Raw genomic sequence first — 21,305 nt, forward strand, 5'->3', positions numbered from 1 at the left:
ATCCAGCAACGAACGAGAAGCGCGGCGGTTCGCGTGAAAGTCAGGCTTTATCGCCGCCTTTCAAGCGCTTGTTGCAGCTGCTCCAGAATTGCGGCCATTTGGGTCCCTGAGCACTCTTCTGAGCATCTGTGAGCGCACGCCACTCGGCCCCGCATTTCTTCTGCCGCTCCCGTGCCGCGCTCTGCCCGGCGCTCGGCGCCTTCGCAGCCGGCTCCTTGGCGGCTGGCGTCTCGCTGGTGGCCGGAGCACTCGCCGGCGCCTCCTTGGCGAGGAGCGGCTGAACCATGAAGAGCGGCGCGCTCAGCACCGCGATCCGCACAAGACGGTCGATCATCGAGAATCCCCCCGGTACCGCAACGATTCCGCACCGCAGTCTCGCCGCACGGTCGCGCTTCAGACAAGGGCGTGGCGGTTTTCGCCAACAGGTCCGGGGCTCGCTCTCCGAAACGTGAGCCGCGCTCGCGCGCCGCCCTTGAGCGCGGCCGGGAAATCGTCTTCACTGCCGGGATTGTCCGAGATCGGCGGGGGATCGCCGCGCCGCCGTGTGATCGGTCGAGGAGCAGGTAGATTATGGCAGCGGTGTCGGGGCGGCCGATCGACGTCCATACCTGGAGCACGCCGAACGGCTGGAAGATCCCGGTGATGCTCGAGGAGTGCGGACTCCCGTACCGGGTCGTCCCAGTCAATATCGGCAAGAACGAGCAGTTCGCGCCGGACTTCTTGGCTATCTCGCCGAACAACAAGATTCCGGCGATCGTCGATCCGGACGGCCCGGGCGGAGAGCCGATCACGGTGTTCGAATCGGGGGCGATCCTGCAATATCTGGGTCGCAAGACCGGCCAGTTCTACCCGGCGGACGAGCGCGCCCGGGTGGCGGTGGACGAGTGGCTGTTCTGGCAGGTGGCGGGGTTCGGCCCGATGCTCGGCCAGACGCACCATTTCAAGATCTACGCGCCGGAGAAGGTGCCCTACGCCATCGAGCGCTTCACCGCCGAGGCCAACCGGCTCTACGGGGTGCTGGAACGCCGGCTCGAAGGACGGGACTACCTGGCGGGCGCGTATTCCATCGCCGACATCGCGACGGTGACCTGGGCGAAGCTGAACTTCAAGCAGGGCGTCGACATCGCCGCCTTGCCGAACGTCACGCGCTGGCTCGAGACCGTCTTGGCGAGGCCGGCCGTCCAGCGCGGCCTCGCGGCGATCTGAGCCTCAGTTCTTGTTGGCGGCCTGCTGGTTCACGTCCGGCACGCGGGTCCAGGTCTGGGATCCGCACAGCACCTTGAGCATGCAGCCCGAGACGCTGAGCTCGGCCTCGCTCTCACGCTCCAGGCTGACGGTGTAAACCTTGCCTTCCTCGATGTTGTAAAGCTCGCCGGTGAACTTCTCCTCGTCGGGCTTCAGGCCGTCGATGAGCTGCAGGCCGATCACCGGGCGGTTGCGCTTCTTCGGATCCGGGTTCTTCAGATCCGTCTTGGCGGCGCCGTTCTCCGCGGTCGGCGCCTTGAGCCACACGACCTTGCCGCAGACGAGCTTCTGGCCCGGACCGCACCGGTCGATCCGGATCTTGGCGCGGCCATCCCCGGTGAGCCAGGTGCCGGACGGATCCTTCCCGGTATCGGCGGAGGCGGTGGAGAGGCCGGCGAGCAGCAGGGTGGCGGACAGGGCGAGGCGCATGGTTCGTCTCCGAGTTTTGGGCACCGAGGGCGCCTGAGAGGCTGACGAAATCGGCTTGCGGCGACTGAGCCGTCGCAATCAGGCGATTTTTCGGCGGTGTTGCGGCGGAGCCACGGCCACGCTTGTTTCATAGCGCGAACGCGCGCAGCTTGAGGCCCGGTAGGGCGCCCGCTATAAGCCTGCCGCCGAAGCGAAATTTTCGCGCCTGAGATGCGCCCGGCAGCCCGGCGCGCACCCTCCGCCTTTTCCACAGACAGACCGGACAGACCATGGCCACCGAGCGCACCTTCTCGATCCTCAAGCCCGATGCCACCCGGCGCAACCTGACCGGCGCCGTGAACGCGGTGATCGAGGAGGCGGGCCTGCGCATCGTCGCCCAGCGCCGCATCCGCATGACCAAGGAGCAGGCCGAGAAGTTCTACGAGGTCCACAAGGAGCGTCCGTTCTTCGGCGAGCTCGTGAGCTTCATGACCTCCGGCCCCGTGGTGGTGCAGGTGCTCGAGGGCGAGAACGCCGTCGCCAAGTACCGCGAAGTCATGGGCGCCACGAACCCGGCCCAGGCCGCCGAGGGCACCATCCGCAAGCGGTTCGCCGAGTCGGTCGGCGAGAACACCGTGCATGGCTCGGACAGCGCCGAGAACGCCAAGATCGAGATTGCGCAGTTCTTCAAGGATTCCGACATCGCCGCCTGAGGCGGATGCCGGGGTGGCGGGCCGGGCACACCGTTCCGCCATCCTGCCACGGCGCCCCCGCGGCGGGGTGAATGCCGCCCTGTGTGTCCGGTCCGCCATTGACGGATCGGCGCCCGGCGGCGTCCAACGGCCGAGGTTACTTGAACCTCAGCCCGGACCCCCAAGACCATGACGATGCGCCGCCTGCCCCTGCTGATCGCGACCGGCCTGATCGCGCTCGGCGCCACTGCCGCTCTCGCGGGCGGATCCCCGGCCCCGTTCCAGCAGTACGAGCCGGATCCGGCGCTCAAGACCGCCACGAAGGGCAATCTCGAGGGCCGCGTGCGCCACGCCTGCACCGTCGTCCAGGCCCGGCTGACCAGCGCCCCCGAGGCGTCCCTGGAGCGTCCCTGCGGCTGCTACGCCAAGCAGACCCTGCGCAGCCTCGACGAGTCCGAGATCGAGGCCTACCGGGCCACCGGCTATTTCAACGATTCCGCCCGCGCGAAGGCCCTGTCGGCGCTGGACAGCTGCAAGCTGCAGCGGCCGATCTGATCATTCCGGGGCGCTGCCCCGGACCCTGCCGAAGGGACCTGTCCCTTCGGGCTCCCGTTACAGGCTGAACAGGACGCCGTCCGGTGCCGCGTCGGCGATGACGACGCGGTCGCCCTCGAGACGGGCGCGGCCGCCGGCCACCAGGGCCAGCACCGCCGGATAGAGCCGGCGCTCCTGGACGATCACCCTTTCGGCGAGGCTGTCGGGATCGTCGCCCTGGCGCACCGGGATCGCGGCCTGCGCCACGATCGGCCCGGCATCGAGCTCCGGCACCACGAAATGCACCGTGCAGCCGTGCAGCCGCACGCCGGCCTCGAGCGCCTGAGCGTGCGTGTGCGTGCCCTTGAACAGGGGCAGCAGCGAGGGATGGATGTTGAGCATCCGCCCCGCCCAGCCGGCCACGAAGCCCGGCGTGAAGATCCGCATGAAGCCGGCGAGGCAGACGAGGTCGATATCGGCGGCCCGAAGCTCCGCATCGAGGGCGGCGTCGAAGCTGCCGCGATCCGGGAAGGCCTTGTGGTCGATCGCCCGGGTTGGGATCCCGGCCTCGGCCGCCCGCGCCAGGCCGGCGGCGTCCGGCCGGTTCGACAGGACCAGCACGATCTCGGCCGGGTAGGCGGGATCCTTCGCGGCCTCGATCAGCGCGACCATGTTCGAGCCGCGCCCCGAGATCAGGACCGCGACGCGGATCTTGCCCGTGGTCGCCATCAGAGCGCGAGACGCCCGCTGAAGGTCACCGGCTCGGGCCCGCGCGCGGTGATCCGGCCGAGGCGCACCGGTGCCTCGCCGGCCCGGGTCAGGGCCTCGTCGACGTCGTCGACCGCGTCGGCGGCGGCGATCACCACCATGCCGATCCCGCAATTGAACGTCCGCAGCATCTCCGCCTCGGCGACGCCGCCCTCTCGGGCGAGCCAGCCGAACACCGGGGGCGGGGTGATCGCGTCGAGGTCGATGGCGATGCCGACATCGTCCGGCAGGACGCGGGGCAGGTTGTCCGGAAAGCCGCCGCCGGTGATGTGGGCGAGCGCGCGGATGCCGTCGGTCGCCTCCAGCGCGGCCAGCAGGGGCTTCACGTAGATCCGGGTCGGCTCCAGCAGGGCATCGCCGAGACTGCGCGACGGGTCGAACGGCGCCGGCGCGTCCCAGCCGAGGCCGGTCTTGGCGACGATCCGGCGGACCAGCGAGAAGCCGTTGGAATGGACCCCGGAGGAGGGGAGGCCGAGCACCACATCCCCGGGGCGGATGCCGGGTTTCGGCAGGAGCGTGCCGCGCTCGGCGGCGCCCACGGAGAAGCCGGCGAGGTCGTAATCGGAGCCGTCGTAGAGGCCCGGCATCTCGGCGGTTTCACCGCCGATCAGCGCGCAGCCCGCCTGCCGGCAGCCTTCGGCGATCCCGCGCACGATGTCGGCGCCGACGCCCGGCACCAGCTTGCCGGTGGCGTAGTAATCCAGGAAGAACAGCGGCTCAGCGCCCTGAACCACCAAATCGTTGACGCACATCGCCACCAGGTCGATGCCGATCGTGTCGTGCCGGCCGGTCTCGATAGCGATCTTGACCTTGGTGCCGACGCCGTCATTGGCCGCCACCAGGATCGGGTCACGGAATCCCGCGGCCTTCAGATCGAACAGGCCGCCGAAGCCGCCGATCTCGGCATCCGCCCCCGGCCGGCGCGTCGAGCGCACCAGCGGCTTGATCGTCTCGACCATGGCATTGCCGGCGTCGATATCGACGCCTGCTTCCGCGTAGGTCAGTCCCTGTCCGTCCTTGGCCGTCATGCCAGCGTCGTCCCGGTCATCATCGGGTTCGCCTTAGCGGCTTCCAACGCGCGGCGCGAGTCGGCAGCGTCGAGGCTTGATCGCAAGTCTTGATCGACAGATGACCGATGCCCACTCTGCGACAGGGCGTCGTAGGTTGCGTCAGGGGGCGACATCATGCGGACGCGGGCTGTGATCGGGCTGGGGGCCCTCGTCGCCCTGAGTCTCCTCGTCTACCTGCTGCGGGAGGTCATGCTACCCTTCGTGGCCGGCATCGCGCTCGCGTACCTGCTCGATCCGCTGGCCGACCGGCTGGAGCGCCTCGGGCTCGGCCGGCTGGCGGCGAGCCTCCTGATCCTGGCGCTGTTCGTGGTCGCGCTGATCGTCTCATTGCTGATCCTGATCCCGCTGACCGCCAACCAGATGGCCGCACTGGTCAACGCGCTGCCCGGCATGGTCTCGCGGCTGCAGGGCATCATCGCCGAGCGTGCCGGCCCGCTGCTGGAGCGGATCGGCGGTGACAACGTATTGACCGAGCTGCAATCCTCGGTCGGCACCCTGGCGAGCCAGGGCGGCGCCTGGTTGCTCGCCTTCCTCAAGTCGATCTGGTCCGGCAGCCAGGCCCTGATCTCGATCGCGTCGCTGCTGGTGGTGACCCCGGTGGTCGCCTTCTACATCCTGGTCGACTGGGATCGGATGATGGCCGCGCTCGATAGCTGGGTGCCGCCCCGGCACCGGGCCACGGTGCGCGACCTCGCCCGGCAGATCGACGGCGCGATCACCGGCTTCGTCCGCGGCCAGACCCTCGTCTGCCTCATCCTCGGCAGCTTCTACGCGGTCGGCCTCTGGCTGGTGGGGCTCAATTTCGGCGTGCTGATCGGCCTGATCGCCGGCTTCCTGACCTTCATCCCGTATGTCGGCACGCTCACCGGCTTCCTGCTCTCGGTCGGCGTCGCGCTGGTGCAGTTCTGGCCGTCCTCCGACTGGCTCCATCTCGGTCTGACGGTGGGGGTCTTCCTCATCGGCCAGTTCCTCGAAGGCAACGTCATCGCGCCCAAGCTCGTCGGCGAATCCACCGGCCTGCATCCGGTCTGGCTGATGTTCGCGCTGCTGGCCTTCGGGACCCTGTTCGGCTTCGTCGGCCTGCTGCTGGCCGTCCCGGTGGCCGCCTCGATCGGCGTGCTCGTGCGTTTCGCCCTGGCCCGGTATCTCCAGAGCCGCCTCTACCATGCCGAGCAGCCGGTGCTGATCGACCTCAACGACGAGGCCGGCCGGACCTTGACGGCGACCGGTACCCGGTCATCCTGACCGACCCATCTGAGCAACCCATGCGCGAGAACGCCCCACCCCGGCAGCTGGCCTTCGACCTGCCGCTCGATCCTCGCTACGGCCGCGAGGACTTTCTGGTCGGGCCGGCGAACGAAGCGGCCTACGCGCTGATCGAGGCCTGGCCGGACTGGCCGGACAGCGTGCTCGTGCTGACCGGCCCGTCGGGCAGCGGCAAGAGCCATCTGGCGGCGATCTGGGCCGAGCGGGCCCATGCCTGGACCGCGTCGGCCAGCGAAGTCGGGTCGGATGCGGTCCAGCACCTCGTGTCGAATGGGGCGCTGGTGATCGAGGATATCGACCGGGATGCCGGCCGTAACGAGGCCGCCCTGTTCCACCTGCTCAACCGCGCCCGCGAGCTGGCCTGCCCGGTGCTGCTGACCAGCGCCGCCGGGATCGACGCGCTGGGGCTCGCAACGCCGGATCTGCGCTCGCGGCTGCGTCTCGCACCCAACATCGCGATCGAGGCTCCGGACGACGCCCTGCTGCGCGCCGTCCTGGTCAAGCTGTTCGTGGACCGCCAGCTGGTGGTCGATCTCAGCGTGATCGACGCGCTGGCGTTGCGAATCGACCGCTCCCTGGGCCGGGCCAGGGACCTGGTGGCGGAGCTCGACCGGGACGCGCTCGGGCGCGGCCGGCGGATCAGCCGACCGCTGGCGCTGGCGGTGCTCCGTCGGATGGGCTTCGACGACGAGGCCGACGCGGAGGCGTAAAACGGGAAACCGGTGGCCGTCACGAAAGCGTCGTGAAAGCTACGGGTGTAGAATGCTAAACGCGCCGCGACGGGCAAGGACAGGAATCGGAATGGAATCGACGCAGAAGCCCATGGATCGCGACGCCGCCGAAGAGGCCGCGGAGCCCCGTCGGCCCGACGCGACCAATCCGCCGCAACGCCGCGCCCCCGTGAGGCGCGCCCCGGCCAGGCCTACGGCCGACCAGGGCGCAACGGCCCCGGCCGCGCCGAGCGCCGCGCCCAGGACGGCATCCGCCAGGACGCCCGCTGCCAAGGCCCCATCCGCGAAGAGCGCAACGGTTTCGAACGCCGCCGCAAAGTCCGCGGGTGCCGGCAGCACGGCCGCCCCGGAGGCGGGCACGACCAGCGGAACGCCCAAGGGCGCGCCGCTTGATACCGCGCCGGCGTCCCGGGAGGCGGCCCCAGTGCCGGTCGATACCGCCGACGAGTGGCCCGCTGCCGCAGCCGCCGCGCCTGCGGAACCGGCCGCGAGCGCCGCCCGCGAACCGGTGGTCGAAGCCGGGCGATCGCTGCGCCATTCGCCCGAGCGGTTCGTGAACCGCGAGCTGTCCTGGCTGCAGTTCAACCGTCGGGTGCTGGAGGAGGCCTCCAACCCGAACCATCCGCTGCTTGAGCGCCTGCGCTTCCTGTCGATCTCGGCGAACAACCTCGACGAGTTCTTCATGGTGCGGGTGGCCGGCCTGATCGACCAGGTCCGGGCTGGGCTGACGCTGCCGTCGCAGGACGGGCTCACGCCGTCCGAGCAGCTGAACCGCATCGGCATCGAGGTCTCGCGCCTCGCCGCCGATCAGCAGGCGCGCTGGCGCGAGTTGCGCGTGGAGTTGCAGGCCTCCGAGATCGAGATCGTCGAGCCCGCGGGCCTCACCTCCGATCAGGCCGCCTGGCTGGAGGAGTATTTCCTCAACCACGTCTCGCCGGTGCTGACGCCGCTGGCGATCGACCCGGCGCACCCGTTCCCGTTCATCCCGAATCTCGGCACCACCATCGCGCTGATGCTGGTGCGGCCGCGCGATGGCCGGCTTTTGCGCGCCCTGATCCGGGTGCCCGGCGTCATCGACCGGTTCGTCCGCCTGCCCACCAGCGAGAGCGAGACCGCCGCGCGCCTGATCTCGATCGAGCAGGTGATCGGCATGTTCACCGGGCGGCTGTTCCCGGGCTACCTGGTCAAGAGCAGCGGCGCGTTCCGGGTGGTGCGCGATTCGGATCTGGAGATCGAGGAGGAGGCCGAGGACCTCGTCCTGCATTTCGAGACCGCTCTGAAGCAGCGCCGCCGGGGCGTGGTGATCCGTCTCGAGGTCGAGGTCGGCATGTCGGAGGAGCTGCGCAGCTTCGTCGCCGACGAGCTGGAGATCTCCGCGGACGCGATCTTCCTGATCGAGGGCATGCTCGCCTTGAACGAGCTGTCCCAGATCGTCGGGATCGACCGGCCGGACCTGAAGTTCAAGCCGTACAACCCCCGCTTCCCCGAGCGCATCCGCGAGAGCGGCGGCGACGTGTTCGCGGCGATCCGGCAGAAGGATTTCATCGTCCACCACCCCTACGAATCGTTCGATTCGGTGGTGCAGTTCCTGGCCCAGGCGGCCCGGGACCCGAACGTGGTGGCGATCAAGCAAACGCTCTATCGCACCTCGTCGAACTCGCCGATCGTCGCCGCACTGGCCGAAGCCGCCGAACTCGGCAAGTCGGTCACCGCGCTGGTCGAGCTGAAGGCGCGGTTCGACGAGGAGGCCAATATCCGCTGGGCGCGCAACCTGGAGAAGGCGGGCGCGCAGGTCGTGTTCGGCTTCGTCGAGCTGAAGACGCACGCCAAGCTGTCGCTGGTGGTCCGGCGCGAGGGCGACAAGCTCGTCACCTACTGCCACGTCGGCACCGGAAACTACCACCCGATCACGGCCCGCATCTACACGGACCTGTCGTTCTTCACCGCGGACCCGGCGATCGCGCGCGACGTCTCGCGGATCTTCAACTTCATCACCGGCTATGCCGAGCCGGCCGAGCTGGAACGGATGGCGGTCTCGCCCCTGACCCTGAAGAACCGGTTGCTGGAAAACATCGAGGCAGAGGTCGCCCACGCCAAGGCGGGCCGTCCGGCCGCCATCTGGATCAAGTGCAACTCCCTGGTCGATGCACAGATCATCGACGCGCTCTACGATGCGTCCTCCGCGGGGGTTCAGATCGACTGCGTCGTGCGCGGTATCTGCTGCCTGAGGCCGGGCATTCCCGGTCTTTCGGAGACGATCCGGGTCAAGTCGATCGTCGGGCGCTTCCTGGAGCACGGGCGGATCTACGCTTTCGGCAACGGCGTCGGGCTGCCGCACCCGAAGGCCACGATCTACATCTCGTCGGCCGACCTCATGAGCCGCAACCTCGACCGCCGGGTCGAGGCGCTGTTGCCGATCACGAATCCGACCGTGCATCAGCAGGTTCTCGACCAGATCATGCTGGCCAATCTCCTGGACAACCGCCAAAGCTGGCGGCTGCTCGCATCCGGCGGCTGCGAGCGGATCCAGCCCGCAGAGGGCGAGGAACCGTTCAACGCGCACAAGTACTTCATGACGAACCCGAGTCTTTCCGGACGCGGCAAAGCATCGAAGAAGTCGAGCCCCCGGGCTTTGAGCCGCCGGGCGCAGCGTGGCTAAGTGCCCCGGCGCATGCGCAGACAATTCGACAGGTTTCGCAAGCGGGTTGTGCAGTTCTGCGTGCGAACTCTGCGCCCGGGCAGGAAGCCGGGCGGGCGTAACGTTGCCCTGCTGGTGCCATTGGGCTTAGAGCAGTCGGCGTCGCCAAGGACAGCGGCGCGGTCGACAGCACTTCGTATCATCGACTTGGAGCCGAGTTTGGTGGCAACATCGCCGAACACAGCTCTGGATTGCACCCGTGGCCCGCCGGTCCGGCCGGCCGCGCTCCATCAAGGACTCGGACGTTTGGGCAGCCCTCGCGCCAACCTCACCCTCGCGCATTCTGCGGACAGGCCCTCGCGCGACCCGCAGCCGCCGGTGGCGATCATCGATATCGGCTCCAACTCGGTTCGGCTCGTCGCCTATGATGGCCTGAGCCGCGCGCCGACGCCGCTCTATAACGAGAAGGTGCTGTGCGGCCTGGGCCGCAACGTCCTGACCACCGGCCGGCTCAACGAAGATGCGGTCAACCGCGCGCTGACCGCCCTCGGGCGGTTCCGGGTGCTGTGCGAGACGATGCGGGTCGGCCGGGTGTTCGTGCTGGCGACCGCGGCCGCTCGCGATGCCGAGAACGGACCAGATTTCCTGCGCGCGGCCGAGGCGGCCTGCGGCCAGGAGATCCAGCTGCTGTCCGGCCGGCGCGAGGCGGAGCTCTCCGCGATGGGCGTGATCTCGGGCTTTCACGCACCGAACGGGGTCGTGGGCGACATGGGCGGCGGCTCCCTCGAACTGGTGGATGTGCGCGGCACCGTGGTCGGTCAGGGCGTGACCATGCCGCTCGGCGGCCTCGCCCTGCAGGATCTCTCCGGCGGGTCGATCAAGAAGGCGGCGAAGATCGTGCGCGAGCACATGCGCAAGGCCGAGCCGCAGCTCGAGACCCTGCGCGGACGCACATTCTACGCGGTCGGGGGCACATGGCGGGCGCTCGCGCGCCTGCATCAGGCCGCCCGCGGCTATCCCGTTCACGTGATGCACGGCTACGCGGTGGAACCCACCGACGAGATGAGCTTCCTACAGATCGTCGAGGAGACCGACGTCGCGATGTTGCAGGATGTCGACGCGATCTCGGAGGCGCGTCGCCCGCTCCTGGCCTACGGCGCCGTCGTCCTCGAAGAGATCATCCGGGTCGGACGGCCCCGGGAGATCGCGATCTCGGCCTCCGGGGTCCGGGAGGGGCTGTTGTTCGAGCAGCTCGACCGCGATTCCCGCCTGATCGATCCGCTCCTCGCCTCGGCCGCGGAATTCAACGCCCTGCGCGCCCGCTCACCCCGCCACGGGGAAGAGCTGGTGGCCTGGACGGACCGGTTCGTGGCGACGCTGGACGGGCCCGAGACCGCGGACGAGCGGCGCCTGCGCCATGCGGGCTGCCTGCTCTCGGATGTCGGCTGGCGGGCCCATCCCGATTATCGCGACGAGCAGAGCATCGCGGCGATCCAGAACGCCGCCTTCGTCGGGGTCGATCATCCCGGACGGGCCTATCTCGCCCTCTCGGTGTCGCTGCGGCACAGCGGGCTGGCGCCGGAAAAGGCCAACCCGATTCTCCGTTCCATCGCTGGCCCGCGCCTGTTCGAGCGGGCGCGCCTCCTCGGCGCGCTGCTGCGCGTCGCGTTCCCGATCTCCGCCGGCATGGATGGCGCGCTCACCCGGGCACCGCTCCTCATCGAGGAGGGCCGCGTCACGCTGCGGATACCCCAGGATTGGGCCGCCCTCGCCAGCGACCGCTTGCTGAACCGCGTCCGCGGTCTCGGCCGTGTGGTCGGCCTGGACGGCAGAATCGAGATCGGCGGCACAGCCGGCTGATCGTTTCGCGGCCGCGGACGCCAGCCGGGCGAGTGGCCCGGGACGCATCGCTGCCCGTCCCGATCCCGATTTGTGATGTCGCGCGACTACGCCGGAGCGATCGGCTTTCCGCTTCCCGGCCGTCGTACCCGGTGAACGCCTTCGGCTGCTGCCATCCCGCTGACGTTGCGGATGGCGCTCCACGATTCTGGATCGGCGCGCTGTTGCGGCGGAACGTCCGCCGCCGGTGACCGGTCACTTGCGACGACTTCAAACCACATGAGCGCCCGGAGAAACAACTTAAGATAAAAAATATTTTCTTCGAGATCGATATTTCAGCAGAAACGCCTCGAACAATATGAAACATCAAAGATCATTATAGATCGGAACGAGGGTAGTTTCTTCACTGGCAGAGTCTGTCATTTAGGATCGCGCAGACGTTGCTGTAGTCAGATGCGTGGAAATCGAGACTAAGGTATCAAATCTTCGCGAGGCCCTGCGCGGCCACCGGAGTTTGACCATGCACTGGCTCGGACGTGTCTCGATCAAAACGCTGCTCTGCCTGGTGATCGGTGCTTTGGCATTGATGTTACTGGGCTACACGACAACGGCACTCCTCCAAGCACGGGAACAAGCACAGCAGGCCGACCGGGCCGTCACCCTGGCCCAGGCGAGCCGGCGCCTGCTCAAGACGATCCTGCCGCTGCGTCTCGAGCGCGGCTCGACCCTTGCGCTAAGCAGCGCGGAACCCGCCGGCCCGGAGACGCTGGCCTTGATCGCGACGAACCGGCAGGCCTCGGTCTCGAGCTTCGACCAGGCGCAAATCCTGTTGCGTCAACAGGACGTCCCGGCGGTCACCGCGACGTTGCCGCGGCTGAACGCGACGTACGAGTCCTTGAACGCTTTGCGCCCCCGCATCGACGCGGCCCTGCGCCTTCCGAAAGCGCAGCGTGACGCGACGCTGCTGCCCGCGACGCTGTCCGCGTTCCAGGATCTGCTCGACGCGCTGACCGTCACGACGGACGCCGTCGATAGCGCTATCCCGCGTTCGGATACGATCCTGCAACGCTACCTCGCCCTGAAGCGTGCAGCCTGGGCGACGCGCGTCGCGATCGGTAACGTCGCCCTGAGAATCCAGGCCTCGCTGGCGGCGGGAACGTCGTGGACCCTCCCCGAGACCGTTGCCGCCGCCGAAGAGCGCGCCCGGTTGCAGACCGCCTGGGCCAGCACGAGCGAGGCTGCAACGGAGGTCTCGGACACGGTCCGCGCCGCCTTCCGGAAGGCCAGCGTCGAGAATTTCGAGGGCGAGGCCGCCTCAAAGTCGAAGGCGGTGTTCGACGCGCTCAGCACCGGATCGACGCCGAGCGAGACGTTCGAGAAATTCCGGGAACGGAACACGAGCGCGCAGCCGTCCATCGTCCATCTCGCCTATGTAGCGCTCGACGAGATGGTGGCCCGGGCCGAGAGCCTGGCGGACGAGGCGCGCGGCGTCCTGACCCGGAATGTGGCTGCGTTGGCGGCCGTCATCGTGCTGGTCGGTCTCGGCCTGCTCGCCGTCTTCGGCGGTGTCGTGCGGCCGATCCGGACGATCTCGGCGACGATGCGGATCCTCGCCGAGGGCGATGCGAGCGTGGAAGTCCCGGTCGGCCTGTATCGGAACGAGTTCGGCCCCATGGCGGCGGCCGTGCAGGTGTTCAAGGACAACCTGATCCGCAACCGGCAGCTCGAAGGGGAAGCGACGCAGGCCCGCGTCGCAGCCGAGGCGCAGCGCAAGGCGGGGATGCACCAGATGGCCGAAGCCTTCGAGCGGGCGGTCGGCGGTATCATCGCCCAGGTCTCGGCCGCGGCTGCCGAATTGCAGTCCACGGCCCAAATTCTGACGGCGACCGCGACCCAGACCGCGGACCAGTCGAGCACGGTGGCGGCCGCGGCCGAACAGGCGGCGAGCAACGTCAATACGGTGGCAGCCGCCTCGGAGGAACTCGGCTCATCGGTCCAGGAGATCGGCCGCCAGGTCGATGGAGCCGCCAAGCTGGCCCAGGGCGCGGTCGCCGAGGCGGGGCAGACCGGTGCGATGGTGCAGGAGCTGACCAACGCCGTGTCGCGGATCGGTGACGTGGTCGGGCTGATCTCGTCGATCGCCGGCCAAACCAATCTGCTCGCGCTCAACGCGACCATCGAGGCGGCCAGGGCTGGCGAAGCCGGGCGCGGCTTCGCGGTGGTGGCGTCGGAGGTGAAGGCGCTGGCCGAACAGACCGCGAAGGCGACCCAAGAGATCGCGGCCCAGATCGCCCAGGTTCAGGCGTCCACGGGCCAGGCGGTCACGGCGATCGGTTCGATCACGACGCGCATTCAGGAGATCAGCTCTGTGGCGACCACGATCGCCGCGGCGGTGGAGGAGCAGGGCGCGGCCACGCAGGAGATCGTCCGCAACGTCGGAGAGGCGGCGCAGGGGACCGGCTCGGTCACCCACAACATCACCGGCGTCGCCGAAGCCGCGGATCAGACTGGCAAGGCGACGAGCCGAGTGCTCGATGCCGCCACCGAACTATCGCAGCAATCCGAGCACCTCAGCGCCGAGGTCGCCCGTTTCCTCGACACCGTCCGGGCGGCCTGAACAACCATGTTGACCGATCCCGGCGGTACAGGCCGCCGGGATCGGGGCGATCACCTCACTCGGAGATCATGCCGACGCCGCTTTCGCCGCTGGGCAGCGGCGCCGGCTCGGACTGCGCCTCGACCACGGCCGCGGCCGTGACGTTGACGATGCCCCGGGCGGTGACCGACGGCGTCAGGATGTGGGCGGGCTTGGCCGGGCCGATCAGCAGCGGCCCCACCGGAAGCGCGTCCGCCAGCACCTTGGCGAACTGGAACGCGATGTTGGCCGCATCGAGGTTCGGGAAGATCAGGACGTTGGCCGCCCCCTTGAGCCGCGAGCCGGGCAGCACCCGGTCGCGGACCAGCTCGGAGAGGGCCGAATCCGCCTGCATCTCACCATCGACCATCAGGTCGGGGTCGCGGGCCTGCAGCAGCGCCAGCGCCTCCCGCATCTTCATCGCCGAGGGCGAGTCCGACTGGCCGAAATCCGAGTGGCTGAGCAGGGCGATCTTCGGCGTCAGGCCGAAGCGGCTGACATGGCCGGCGCAGGCCTGGGCGACCTCGGCGATCTCTTCCGCCGTCGGATTCTGCCGGACATGGGTGTCGGCCAGGAAGTAGGCGCCCTCGCTGGTGACGATCAGGCTCATGGCGGCGCATTGGGCGATGCCCGGCGCCAGGCCGATCACGTCGCGGATGATCCGCAGCCGGGTCTCGAACCGGCCCTCCAGGCCGCAGATCAGCGCGTCGGCCTCGCCGCGCCGGACCGCGATGGCGCCGATCACGGTGTTGTTGGTGCGCACCAGGGTGCGGGCCGCATCCGGGGTGATGCCGCGCCGGCCGGCGACATCCAGGTAGGTCTGGACATAGGCCCGGTAGCGGGGATCGTCCTCGGGATCGATCAGCTCGAAATCGCGGCCCTCCTGGATCGACAGGCCGAAGCGCTTGAGCCGCGACTCCACCACCCGCGGGCGACCGACCAGGATCGGCAGCGCGACCTTGTCCTCGACGATGGCCTGGACGGCGCGCAGCACGCGCTCGTCCTCGCCCTCGGCGTAGATCACGCGCTTCGGCTGGGCCTTCGCCTTGGAGAAGAGCGGCTTCATGATGAGGCCGGACCGGTGCACGAACCGGTCCAGGCTCTCGACATAGGCGTTGAAATCCGCGAGCGGCCGGCCGGCCACGCCGGACTCCATCGCGGCCTTGGCCACCGCCGGGGCGATGCGCACGATCAGGCGCGGGTCGAACGGGCTCGGGATCAGGGATTCGGGGCCGAACGGCCGAGCCTCGCCGCCATAGGCGCGGGCGACCACGTCGGAGGGGGTCTCGCGAGCAAGCGCCGCGATCGCCTTCACGGCGGCGCGCTTCATCTCCTCGTTGATGCTGGTCGCGCCGACATCGAGCGCCCCGCGGAAGATGTAGGGGAAGCACAGGACGTTGTTGACCTGGTTCGGGAAGTCCGACCGGCCGGTGCAGATCATCGCGTCGGGACGCTTCTGCTGGGCCAGATCCGGCATGATCTCCGGATAGGGGTTGGCCAGCGCCATGATCAGCGGCTTCTCGGCCATCTTCTCAAGGAGCTCGGGTTTCAGGACGCCGCCGGCCGAGAGGCCGATGAACACGTCCGCGCCCGGGATCACGTCGGCGAGCGTGCGCGCCTCGGTCTCCTGGGCGTAGACGTCCTTCCAGCGGTCCATCAGCTCGGGGCGGCCCTTGTAGACCACACCCTTGATGTCGGTGACGGTGATGTTCTCGCGGGTCGCGCCGAGGGAGACCAACAGGTTGAGGCAGGCGAGCGCCGCCGCGCCGGCGCCCGACGTGACGATGCGAACGTCGGAGAGAGTCTTGCCGGCAAGCTCCAGCGCATTGAGGACCGCAGCCGCGACGATGATCGCGGTCCCGTGCTGGTCGTCGTGGAAGACCGGGATGTTCATCCGCGCCCGGCACTGCTCCTCGACCTCGAAGCACTCGGGCGCCTTGATGTCCTCGAGGTTGATGCCGCCGAAAGTCGGCTCGAGGGCGCAGACCACGTCGACGAGCTTGGACACGTCCTTCTGGTCGACCTCGATATCGAAGACGTCGATCCCGGCGAATTTCTTGAACAGGACCGCCTTGCCCTCCATCACGGGCTTGGAGGCGAGCGGGCCGATATCGCCCAGGCCCAGCACCGCTGTGCCGTTGGTGAGCACCGCCACCAGGTTCTGGCGGATCGTCAGCTCGGCGGCCTGCTGCGGATCGTCGTGGATCGCCATGCAGGCGACGCCGACGCCGGGCGTGTAGGCCAGCGCCAGGTCCCGCTGGTTGCCGAGCGGCTTGGTCGCCTGGATCTCCAGCTTTCCGGGCTGCGGCAGGCGGTGGTAGACGAGCGCCCCGGCCTTGAGGTCCTCGGACATGTTATCGGCCATCGCGCACCTTCCAGCTCGCCTGCTTTCCCGGAGACGACGCGGTCGCAAACCGCGCCGGATCCCATCGTGAGGGGTCTGTTGCACCGGCTGCGCAGGGGGCGCAACCCGCATAACGAGACCCGGATCCACCTCGCCGCGCTGGCGAGGACCTACGGTTTCTCCATAGGCTCTTATTCGTACGGGCGTCCAAAAGTGCGCTTCCCGGAGAGCGGGCGGCGCCTGACGATCGGCCGCTATTGTTCCATCGCCGACAAGGTCGAGATCCTGCTCGGCGGCGACCACCGGCTCGACTGGGCCTCGACCTACCCGTTCGCGGCGATGCGCGGGTTGTTCCCGGATGCAGGCGCCCCGGAGGATTACCATGCGTCGCGCGGCGACGTGGTGATCGGGCACGATGTCTGGCTCGGCTCCGGCTGCATGATCCTGTCCGGCGTGACCGTCGGGCACGGCGCCGTGGTGGCGGCCCGGGCGGTGGTGACCCGGGACGTGCCGGCCTACGCGGTGGTCGCCGGCAACCCGGCCCGGGTGGTGCGCCGCCGCTTCGACGAGGCCACCGTGGCGGCGCTCGTGGAGACGGCTTGGTGGGATCTGCCGCACGATGCGGTGACGCGGCTCGTGCCGCTGCTGCAGAGCGGGCGGATCGCAGACCTGCTCGCAGCGTTGCGCGCCGGCGCGGATTCCCGTACCGGCGAGCCATCCTCCCCGCCGCATGCCCGCGGGGCCGCACACGAAACCGACCCGAGATCCGGACGATGACCGACACGCCTCCCGACCGCCTGGCCGCGAACCCGAACAGCCCGTTCTACGACGAGAAGATGCTGGAGCGCGGCGTCGGCGTGCGGTTCAAGGGCGTCGATAAGACCAACGTCGAGGAATATTGCGTCAGCGAGGGCTGGGTCCGTCTCTCGGCCGGCAAGACCCTCGATCGGGCCGGCAACCCGATGACCGTGAAGCTGAAAGGCACCGTCGAGCCCTATTTCCGCGAGCCCGAGACCGGCGAGGCTTGAGACGCCCTATGCCTCACAACTCCAGGGGGAACGGGGTCGGCTCCCAGTAACGCTCTAATTCCGTACCCTGGACGTTGGCGGCCTCCCAGCCGTGCATGATGCGCGCGAGAGCCGGCCGGTCGCCGGCGTGCAGGGGCTCGGCGACCGCATCGAGTTGCTCCTGCCACCAGCGCAGGCGCAGAGCCGGATGGCGCGGCCAGTTCTGATGCCAGAGATCACGCTCATGCCAGATCTTGCGCGCGGCATCGAGTTCACCCATCGCGATATGGACGAGCATCAGATCTTCGGGTGCTTCGTGCAGCGGACCGTATGTCTCGGGCGGGAGGGTCGCGTAGGATTCCACTGTCTCGTAGTATGACAGTTTTGGCATCGCCGTCGTCTCGATGGCTTCGATAAGGTCGGAGACCATCGTCGGATCGGACCAATGCCAGAACCTATCCGCCGACGTATCTGGCCGACTCAGATTTTCGTAAATGGTCCCTAGCGCAAGATAGTGAAATATTCTGTAGACGAAGAGTGGTGTCACCGACCATCTTGGCCAACAGCAGTTCGCATCGGAGGATCGTTCTACGAAGATACCGCAAGCTAAATGATGGACGGGCGTCTTGCATAAAAAGCGCATGCTCGTCATTTTATAGTTCGGATGACGTTTGATCAGATCTCGATAGATCGGATTAACTTGACGCGCGCTTGTCATAGCTTCGGTTTTATCATAATCATGATATACCTATAGCCTGGACCGAAACGTTTCTGAACGGCGCTTATGATATCGATTGCACGGGTAGGCCTCAAGTCGGCATTCCCCGTTTTGTGGTCGTAGACGCACACTGTTGAAAGCTGAGTTCGCTCCAGTAAGTCGAGGCGCAAAAAACCTTTTGCGCCAGAATTTTGATCAACGCCCGTTGCTGGATCGTATGACGTCCCTCCAACGAAATTTGGATCTTTCCGACCATTGACGTTCTCGGCGATCCGCGCATGAACCTTATTTCCGAAGTCCTGCGCGGTCCTGAAATCATCGGACGCTCGCACCTCAGCTGCGACCGAATCGGCAAGAGCCTGCACCTCCTGGTTCCGCGGGCAAATCTGGTCCAGTTCAGCCTGCCCCCCTGCACCCACCCATATGGCCCGATCATCATATGCGTCCCCTGGAATGTACTCACTCGCAGGCGCTGCGAACACGGCTTTACGACCGTTGCCACCCCGCCCAGCGAGCACCGAGAAGAGCGTTCCTGCCGCCTCCAGGGTCCGCGAGATCCGCTGCCCCAGCTTGCCTGGCAGGCCCCGCGCCGGTTGGCTGAACGCCTCCGACTCGGCGCCGTCCGCGGTCAGCGTGCTCCGACCCAGGATCTCACCGGTCTCGCCGTCGCGGATGGTCTGGGTCAGGCCAGAGGTCTCGAACACCGTGCGCGTTCCGTCGGGCGCGGTGACGGTGTGCTGCGCGTCCCAGTCCGCGCGGGCGTTGGCCCGGATGCGAATCGACAGCACGCGCGACCCGTCTTCGGTCACGGCCTCCTCGGTTTGGGTCTCCGCCTGGCCGCCCGAATTCGCCGACATCCAACGCGCGCCGCCGGACAGAGCGGAAACCCAACGGCCGCCGTCGGCCTGGCCGGCAGGCGCCCGCGGCTGATCGGACCGGTACTTGCGGGCGAGCATCCGCTCGACCCGGATGAACCCGACTTCGACCGCGATTCCGGCAAGTTCCGAGCGGAGCGCGGCGACGTCTCGGTCGTGATGTCGGGTGGTTGATCGCGGTATCGGCCAAGTCCCAGCTAACGGACTAAGAGCCTCCACGCCGCCACGCGCATTGCCACTACAATCCTAACGCTCGGGGCTGTCCTCCGCAGGGACATCGTCAGTGAGCACCGCGTGTCTCGCCGCGATCGCCAAGACATAATTCCGCTTGGCGGCCGCAATCAGGGTCGCAATCTGCGCGGCGCTTCGCGCTTCCCGGATGACGAGGCTGGTGGCGACCTCGGGATGGGTTCGACGCTGCCTTGGGCGTCGCGCATGGTTCGAGAGGCGGAGCGTGGCGCGCTCGCCCTGGCGCGCGAGATAGAAGCTATCACCACGTTCGTTCCGGGCGACGATGGCGAAGCCCTCGGCCTCCAGGAGTCGCGCAGCCAGAGCCAGAGCGGCTGATGGGGGGAGGGTCCTCACGGTCCCGCAGGCTCGATCGTGCCGAGGCTGCGTCGTCCGAGCGCCCGCGCCTTCAGCGCCAGCGCCGGCCGCTCGATCCCGTACCAGGACAGGGCCGCCACCGGCAGCGTCAGCGCGAGGGCAGGCGCGAGCAGTGCGAGGCCGGACGGGTCGGGCCAGAGGGCATGCAGGCTCTGCTGGACCGGCCAGCCGTAGAGATAGATCCCGTAGGACAGGTCGGCTTTTGGATCGAACAGGTCGCGCGCCATCGGTCCGAGCGCCAGCCATACGGCGCCGTAGGCCTCGGCGAGGAAGAGCAGGGCCGGGTAAGCCGGCGTCCGGGCGAGGACCACGGTCGCCACAACCAGGCAGGCGAGGGCGGCGCCGGACACCCGCAGGCGATCACGCCAGAGATACAGGCAGGCCCCGGCCGAGAAGATCAGCGGCAGGCGCAGCGCGGTCTCCAGCCCTTTGGGCAGCTCCGCGCCACGCAGAACTGCGGCTGCCGTCAGGGCAATGCCGAGCCCCGCGAGGATCAGGAGCGCCGGGATCCGTCGCCGGAGGAGGCCGCAGAGGGCGGCGACCAGGACCCCGAGGTAGCAAAAGACCTCGTATTTCAGGGTCCAGATCGTGCCCAGCGGTGCCCGGTAGGGATTCGCCTCGAAGACGCCGGGTAGCGCCGCGTTGCTCTTGAAGGTCGTCAGGGTGCCGCGCATGAACGACCAGAGGCCGGGCTCGCGCAGGTATTCGGCCGGCGGCAGGCGCGTCATCGCGGCCCCGAGGACCAGCGATACGAGAAGCGTCGCGGCGACGAAGCCCGGGAGGATCCGCAGCGCCCGGGCGAGGGCGTAGTCGCGGATGCCGCGCCGGTCGCAGCTCATGGTCACCAGGAAGCCCGAGACCGCGAAGAAGCCGTTCACCGCATGCTCGCCCAGCGTGTAGCCGGTGAGCGCCGCCAGGGGCTCGTCGCCGGCGGCCCCGGTGGCGACGCTGAAGGCGTGCGAGACGACCACCGCCAGCGCCAAAGCCAGGCGCAGGCCGGTGAAGCCGTTGCGGCCCCTGTCGAGTGCGTCCGCGATCGTGGGGCCAGCCATCAGCGCAGACCCTCGCGGGCGAGGGCGTCCTGCCCGCGCAGGAAGGCGAGGGCGCCGGAAGCGGAGCCGCCATAGCGCTCGAGGCCCGACCGGCGCAGGACCAGGGCCGAGAGCGCGGCCTTCGGCAGGTTGGCCATGAGATGCGACACGCTCGGGTCGGGCAGGCCGTATTTGCGGCTGACATAGGCGCGCGACCACGCCTGGTGCCAACGCGACCGGAAGATCCGGCCCGGCTCCGGCGCCGAGGAGCGGCCGCGGCCGTGCAGCGCCTCGGCACCGTGGACGTGGATGAGGGCGCGCCCGGCATCGGCCACCCGCCGGCACAGGTCGTCATCTTCGTAGAACAGGAAGATGTTGTCGTCGAAGCCGCCGAGGTCGAGGAACAGGGTGCGCTCGATCATCAGGCAGGCCCCGGACAGGAACGGCGCGCAGGCATCGCCCTGGGGCAGCGCAAGGCGGCCGCCGGGATTGGTCAGATACGGCGCCAGCAGCGAGCGCGCCTGGTAGAAGAAGCGCCCGTCCGGTTCGACCAGGCGCGGCGCCAGCAGACCCGCATCCGGCCAGGCCCGGGCTGCGGCGAGCAGGGCGTCCACCGCTCCCGGTCGCAGGACCACGTCCGGGTTGACGATCAGCACCCGGTCCGCGGTCTCGGCCGCGGCGACGCCGCGATTGTTGGCGCGGCCATAGCCCTCGTTGCGGGCGCTGCGGATCACCCGAGCGCCGGCGGCTTCGGCGATTGCCGCGGAGCCGTCACGGCTCGCATTGTCCACGACGATGGCCGGCACGTGCTGCCGGGCCAGAGCCGCGAGGCAGGCCGGCAGCACCTCCGCGCTGTCGTGGGCGACCACGATGGCGACGAGGCCGACCATCGCGCGTC

General features: G+C 68.5%; 20 protein-coding genes. 11 read left to right on the top strand and 9 right to left on the bottom strand.

Annotated features, from left to right (window positions below; translation table 11 throughout):
- Window positions 1–40: 40 nt before the first annotated feature.
- Window positions 41–334: a hypothetical protein gene (locus BMZ47_RS00990; protein WP_091857671.1), complete on the bottom strand. Its 294-nt coding sequence runs from the start codon at window positions 332–334 to the stop codon at window positions 41–43.
- 236 nt (window positions 335–570) lie between these two features.
- Here BMZ47_RS00990 and BMZ47_RS00995 point away from each other — a divergent pair, with 236 nt between their 5' ends.
- Window positions 571–1,206: a glutathione S-transferase N-terminal domain-containing protein gene (locus BMZ47_RS00995; RefSeq protein WP_091857672.1), complete on the top strand. Its 636-nt coding sequence runs from the start codon at window positions 571–573 to the stop codon at window positions 1,204–1,206.
- A 3-nt stretch (window positions 1,207–1,209) separates the two neighbouring features.
- On the opposite strand, the gene BMZ47_RS01000 is transcribed toward BMZ47_RS00995, so the two are convergent.
- Entirely contained in the window at window positions 1,210–1,674 is a 465-nt protein-coding gene (locus BMZ47_RS01000) for a DUF2147 domain-containing protein (RefSeq protein WP_007564362.1), read from the bottom strand.
- Between the two features lie 269 nt (window positions 1,675–1,943).
- Here BMZ47_RS01000 and ndk point away from each other — a divergent pair, with 269 nt between their 5' ends.
- The gene (ndk, locus tag BMZ47_RS01005) at window positions 1,944–2,366 is read left to right on the top strand and encodes a nucleoside-diphosphate kinase (RefSeq protein WP_050732727.1); all 423 of its coding nucleotides are present in this window, start codon (window positions 1,944–1,946) and stop codon (window positions 2,364–2,366) included.
- A gap of 168 nt (window positions 2,367–2,534) precedes the next feature.
- Complete coding sequence (locus tag BMZ47_RS01010) at window positions 2,535–2,900, top strand: hypothetical protein (RefSeq protein ID WP_091857673.1); 366 nt, start codon at window positions 2,535–2,537, stop codon at window positions 2,898–2,900.
- A 57-nt stretch (window positions 2,901–2,957) separates the two neighbouring features.
- Here BMZ47_RS01010 and purN read toward each other — a convergent pair whose 3' ends face one another.
- Entirely contained in the window at window positions 2,958–3,608 is a 651-nt protein-coding gene (gene purN / locus BMZ47_RS01015) for a phosphoribosylglycinamide formyltransferase (protein ID WP_091857674.1), read from the bottom strand.
- On the bottom strand, window positions 3,608–4,675 hold the full coding sequence (purM, locus tag BMZ47_RS01020) for a phosphoribosylformylglycinamidine cyclo-ligase (protein ID WP_007564369.1): 1,068 nt from the start codon (window positions 4,673–4,675) through the stop codon (window positions 3,608–3,610). Before purM ends, purN begins: the two co-directional genes overlap by 1 nt.
- 156 nt (window positions 4,676–4,831) lie before the next feature.
- Here purM and BMZ47_RS01025 point away from each other — a divergent pair, with 156 nt between their 5' ends.
- From BMZ47_RS01025 to BMZ47_RS01045, 5 genes are all read left to right on the top strand, one after another.
- Window positions 4,832–5,962 carry an AI-2E family transporter gene (locus BMZ47_RS01025; protein WP_007564372.1) on the top strand — a complete coding sequence of 377 codons (1,131 nt, stop codon included), beginning with the start codon at window positions 4,832–4,834 and terminating at the stop codon, window positions 5,960–5,962.
- Window positions 5,963–5,982: 20 nt separating this feature from the next.
- Window positions 5,983–6,693 (top strand): P-loop NTPase family protein, encoded by a 711-nt coding sequence (locus BMZ47_RS01030; RefSeq protein ID WP_091857675.1) that lies wholly within the window; start codon window positions 5,983–5,985, stop codon window positions 6,691–6,693.
- A 91-nt stretch (window positions 6,694–6,784) separates the two neighbouring features.
- On the top strand, window positions 6,785–9,373 hold the full coding sequence (locus tag BMZ47_RS01035) for an RNA degradosome polyphosphate kinase (RefSeq protein ID WP_091857676.1): 2,589 nt from the start codon (window positions 6,785–6,787) through the stop codon (window positions 9,371–9,373).
- A gap of 285 nt (window positions 9,374–9,658) precedes the next feature.
- The gene (ppx, locus tag BMZ47_RS01040; RefSeq protein ID WP_091857677.1) at window positions 9,659–11,212 is read left to right on the top strand and encodes an exopolyphosphatase; all 1,554 of its coding nucleotides are present in this window, start codon (window positions 9,659–9,661) and stop codon (window positions 11,210–11,212) included.
- 499 nt (window positions 11,213–11,711) lie between these two features.
- Window positions 11,712–13,808 carry a methyl-accepting chemotaxis protein gene (locus tag BMZ47_RS01045; RefSeq protein ID WP_091857678.1) on the top strand — a complete coding sequence of 699 codons (2,097 nt, stop codon included), beginning with the start codon at window positions 11,712–11,714 and terminating at the stop codon, window positions 13,806–13,808.
- A 55-nt stretch (window positions 13,809–13,863) separates the two neighbouring features.
- Here BMZ47_RS01045 and BMZ47_RS01050 read toward each other — a convergent pair whose 3' ends face one another.
- Window positions 13,864–16,191, bottom strand: coding sequence for an NADP-dependent malic enzyme (locus BMZ47_RS01050; protein ID WP_007564384.1), 2,328 nt, complete (start codon window positions 16,189–16,191; stop codon window positions 13,864–13,866).
- Between the two features lie 78 nt (window positions 16,192–16,269).
- On the opposite strand from BMZ47_RS01050, the gene BMZ47_RS01055 reads away from it, so the two are divergent.
- Entirely contained in the window at window positions 16,270–16,947 is a 678-nt protein-coding gene (locus BMZ47_RS01055; RefSeq protein WP_091857679.1) for a CatB-related O-acetyltransferase, read from the top strand.
- Window positions 16,944–17,198, top strand: a complete 255-nt coding sequence (locus BMZ47_RS01060; protein WP_007564388.1) for a DUF3297 family protein — start codon at window positions 16,944–16,946, stop codon at window positions 17,196–17,198. Before BMZ47_RS01055 ends, BMZ47_RS01060 begins: the two co-directional genes overlap by 4 nt.
- Before the next feature lie 13 nt (window positions 17,199–17,211).
- Here BMZ47_RS01060 and BMZ47_RS01065 read toward each other — a convergent pair whose 3' ends face one another.
- Window positions 17,212–17,607, bottom strand: a complete 396-nt coding sequence (locus tag BMZ47_RS01065) for a hypothetical protein (protein WP_091857680.1) — start codon at window positions 17,605–17,607, stop codon at window positions 17,212–17,214.
- 284 nt (window positions 17,608–17,891) lie between these two features.
- A complete protein-coding gene (locus BMZ47_RS01070) occupies window positions 17,892–18,851 on the bottom strand; it encodes a hypothetical protein (RefSeq protein WP_091857681.1) in 960 nt (319 codons plus the stop codon).
- A gap of 213 nt (window positions 18,852–19,064) precedes the next feature.
- On the opposite strand from BMZ47_RS01070, the gene BMZ47_RS28760 reads away from it, so the two are divergent.
- Complete coding sequence (locus BMZ47_RS28760; protein ID WP_208600997.1) at window positions 19,065–19,337, top strand: hypothetical protein; 273 nt, start codon at window positions 19,065–19,067, stop codon at window positions 19,335–19,337.
- 14 nt (window positions 19,338–19,351) lie between these two features.
- Here the strand turns inward: BMZ47_RS28760 and BMZ47_RS01080 are convergent, their stop codons facing one another.
- A complete protein-coding gene (locus BMZ47_RS01080) occupies window positions 19,352–20,428 on the bottom strand; it encodes an acyltransferase family protein (protein ID WP_091857683.1) in 1,077 nt (358 codons plus the stop codon).
- Window positions 20,428–21,297, bottom strand: coding sequence for a glycosyltransferase family 2 protein (locus tag BMZ47_RS01085; protein WP_091857684.1), 870 nt, complete (start codon window positions 21,295–21,297; stop codon window positions 20,428–20,430). Before BMZ47_RS01085 ends, BMZ47_RS01080 begins: the two co-directional genes overlap by 1 nt.
- Window positions 21,298–21,305: the final 8 nt, after the last annotated feature.

The organism is Methylobacterium brachiatum, from assembly GCF_900113845.1.
Lineage (GTDB): Bacteria > Pseudomonadota > Alphaproteobacteria > Rhizobiales > Beijerinckiaceae > Methylobacterium > Methylobacterium brachiatum.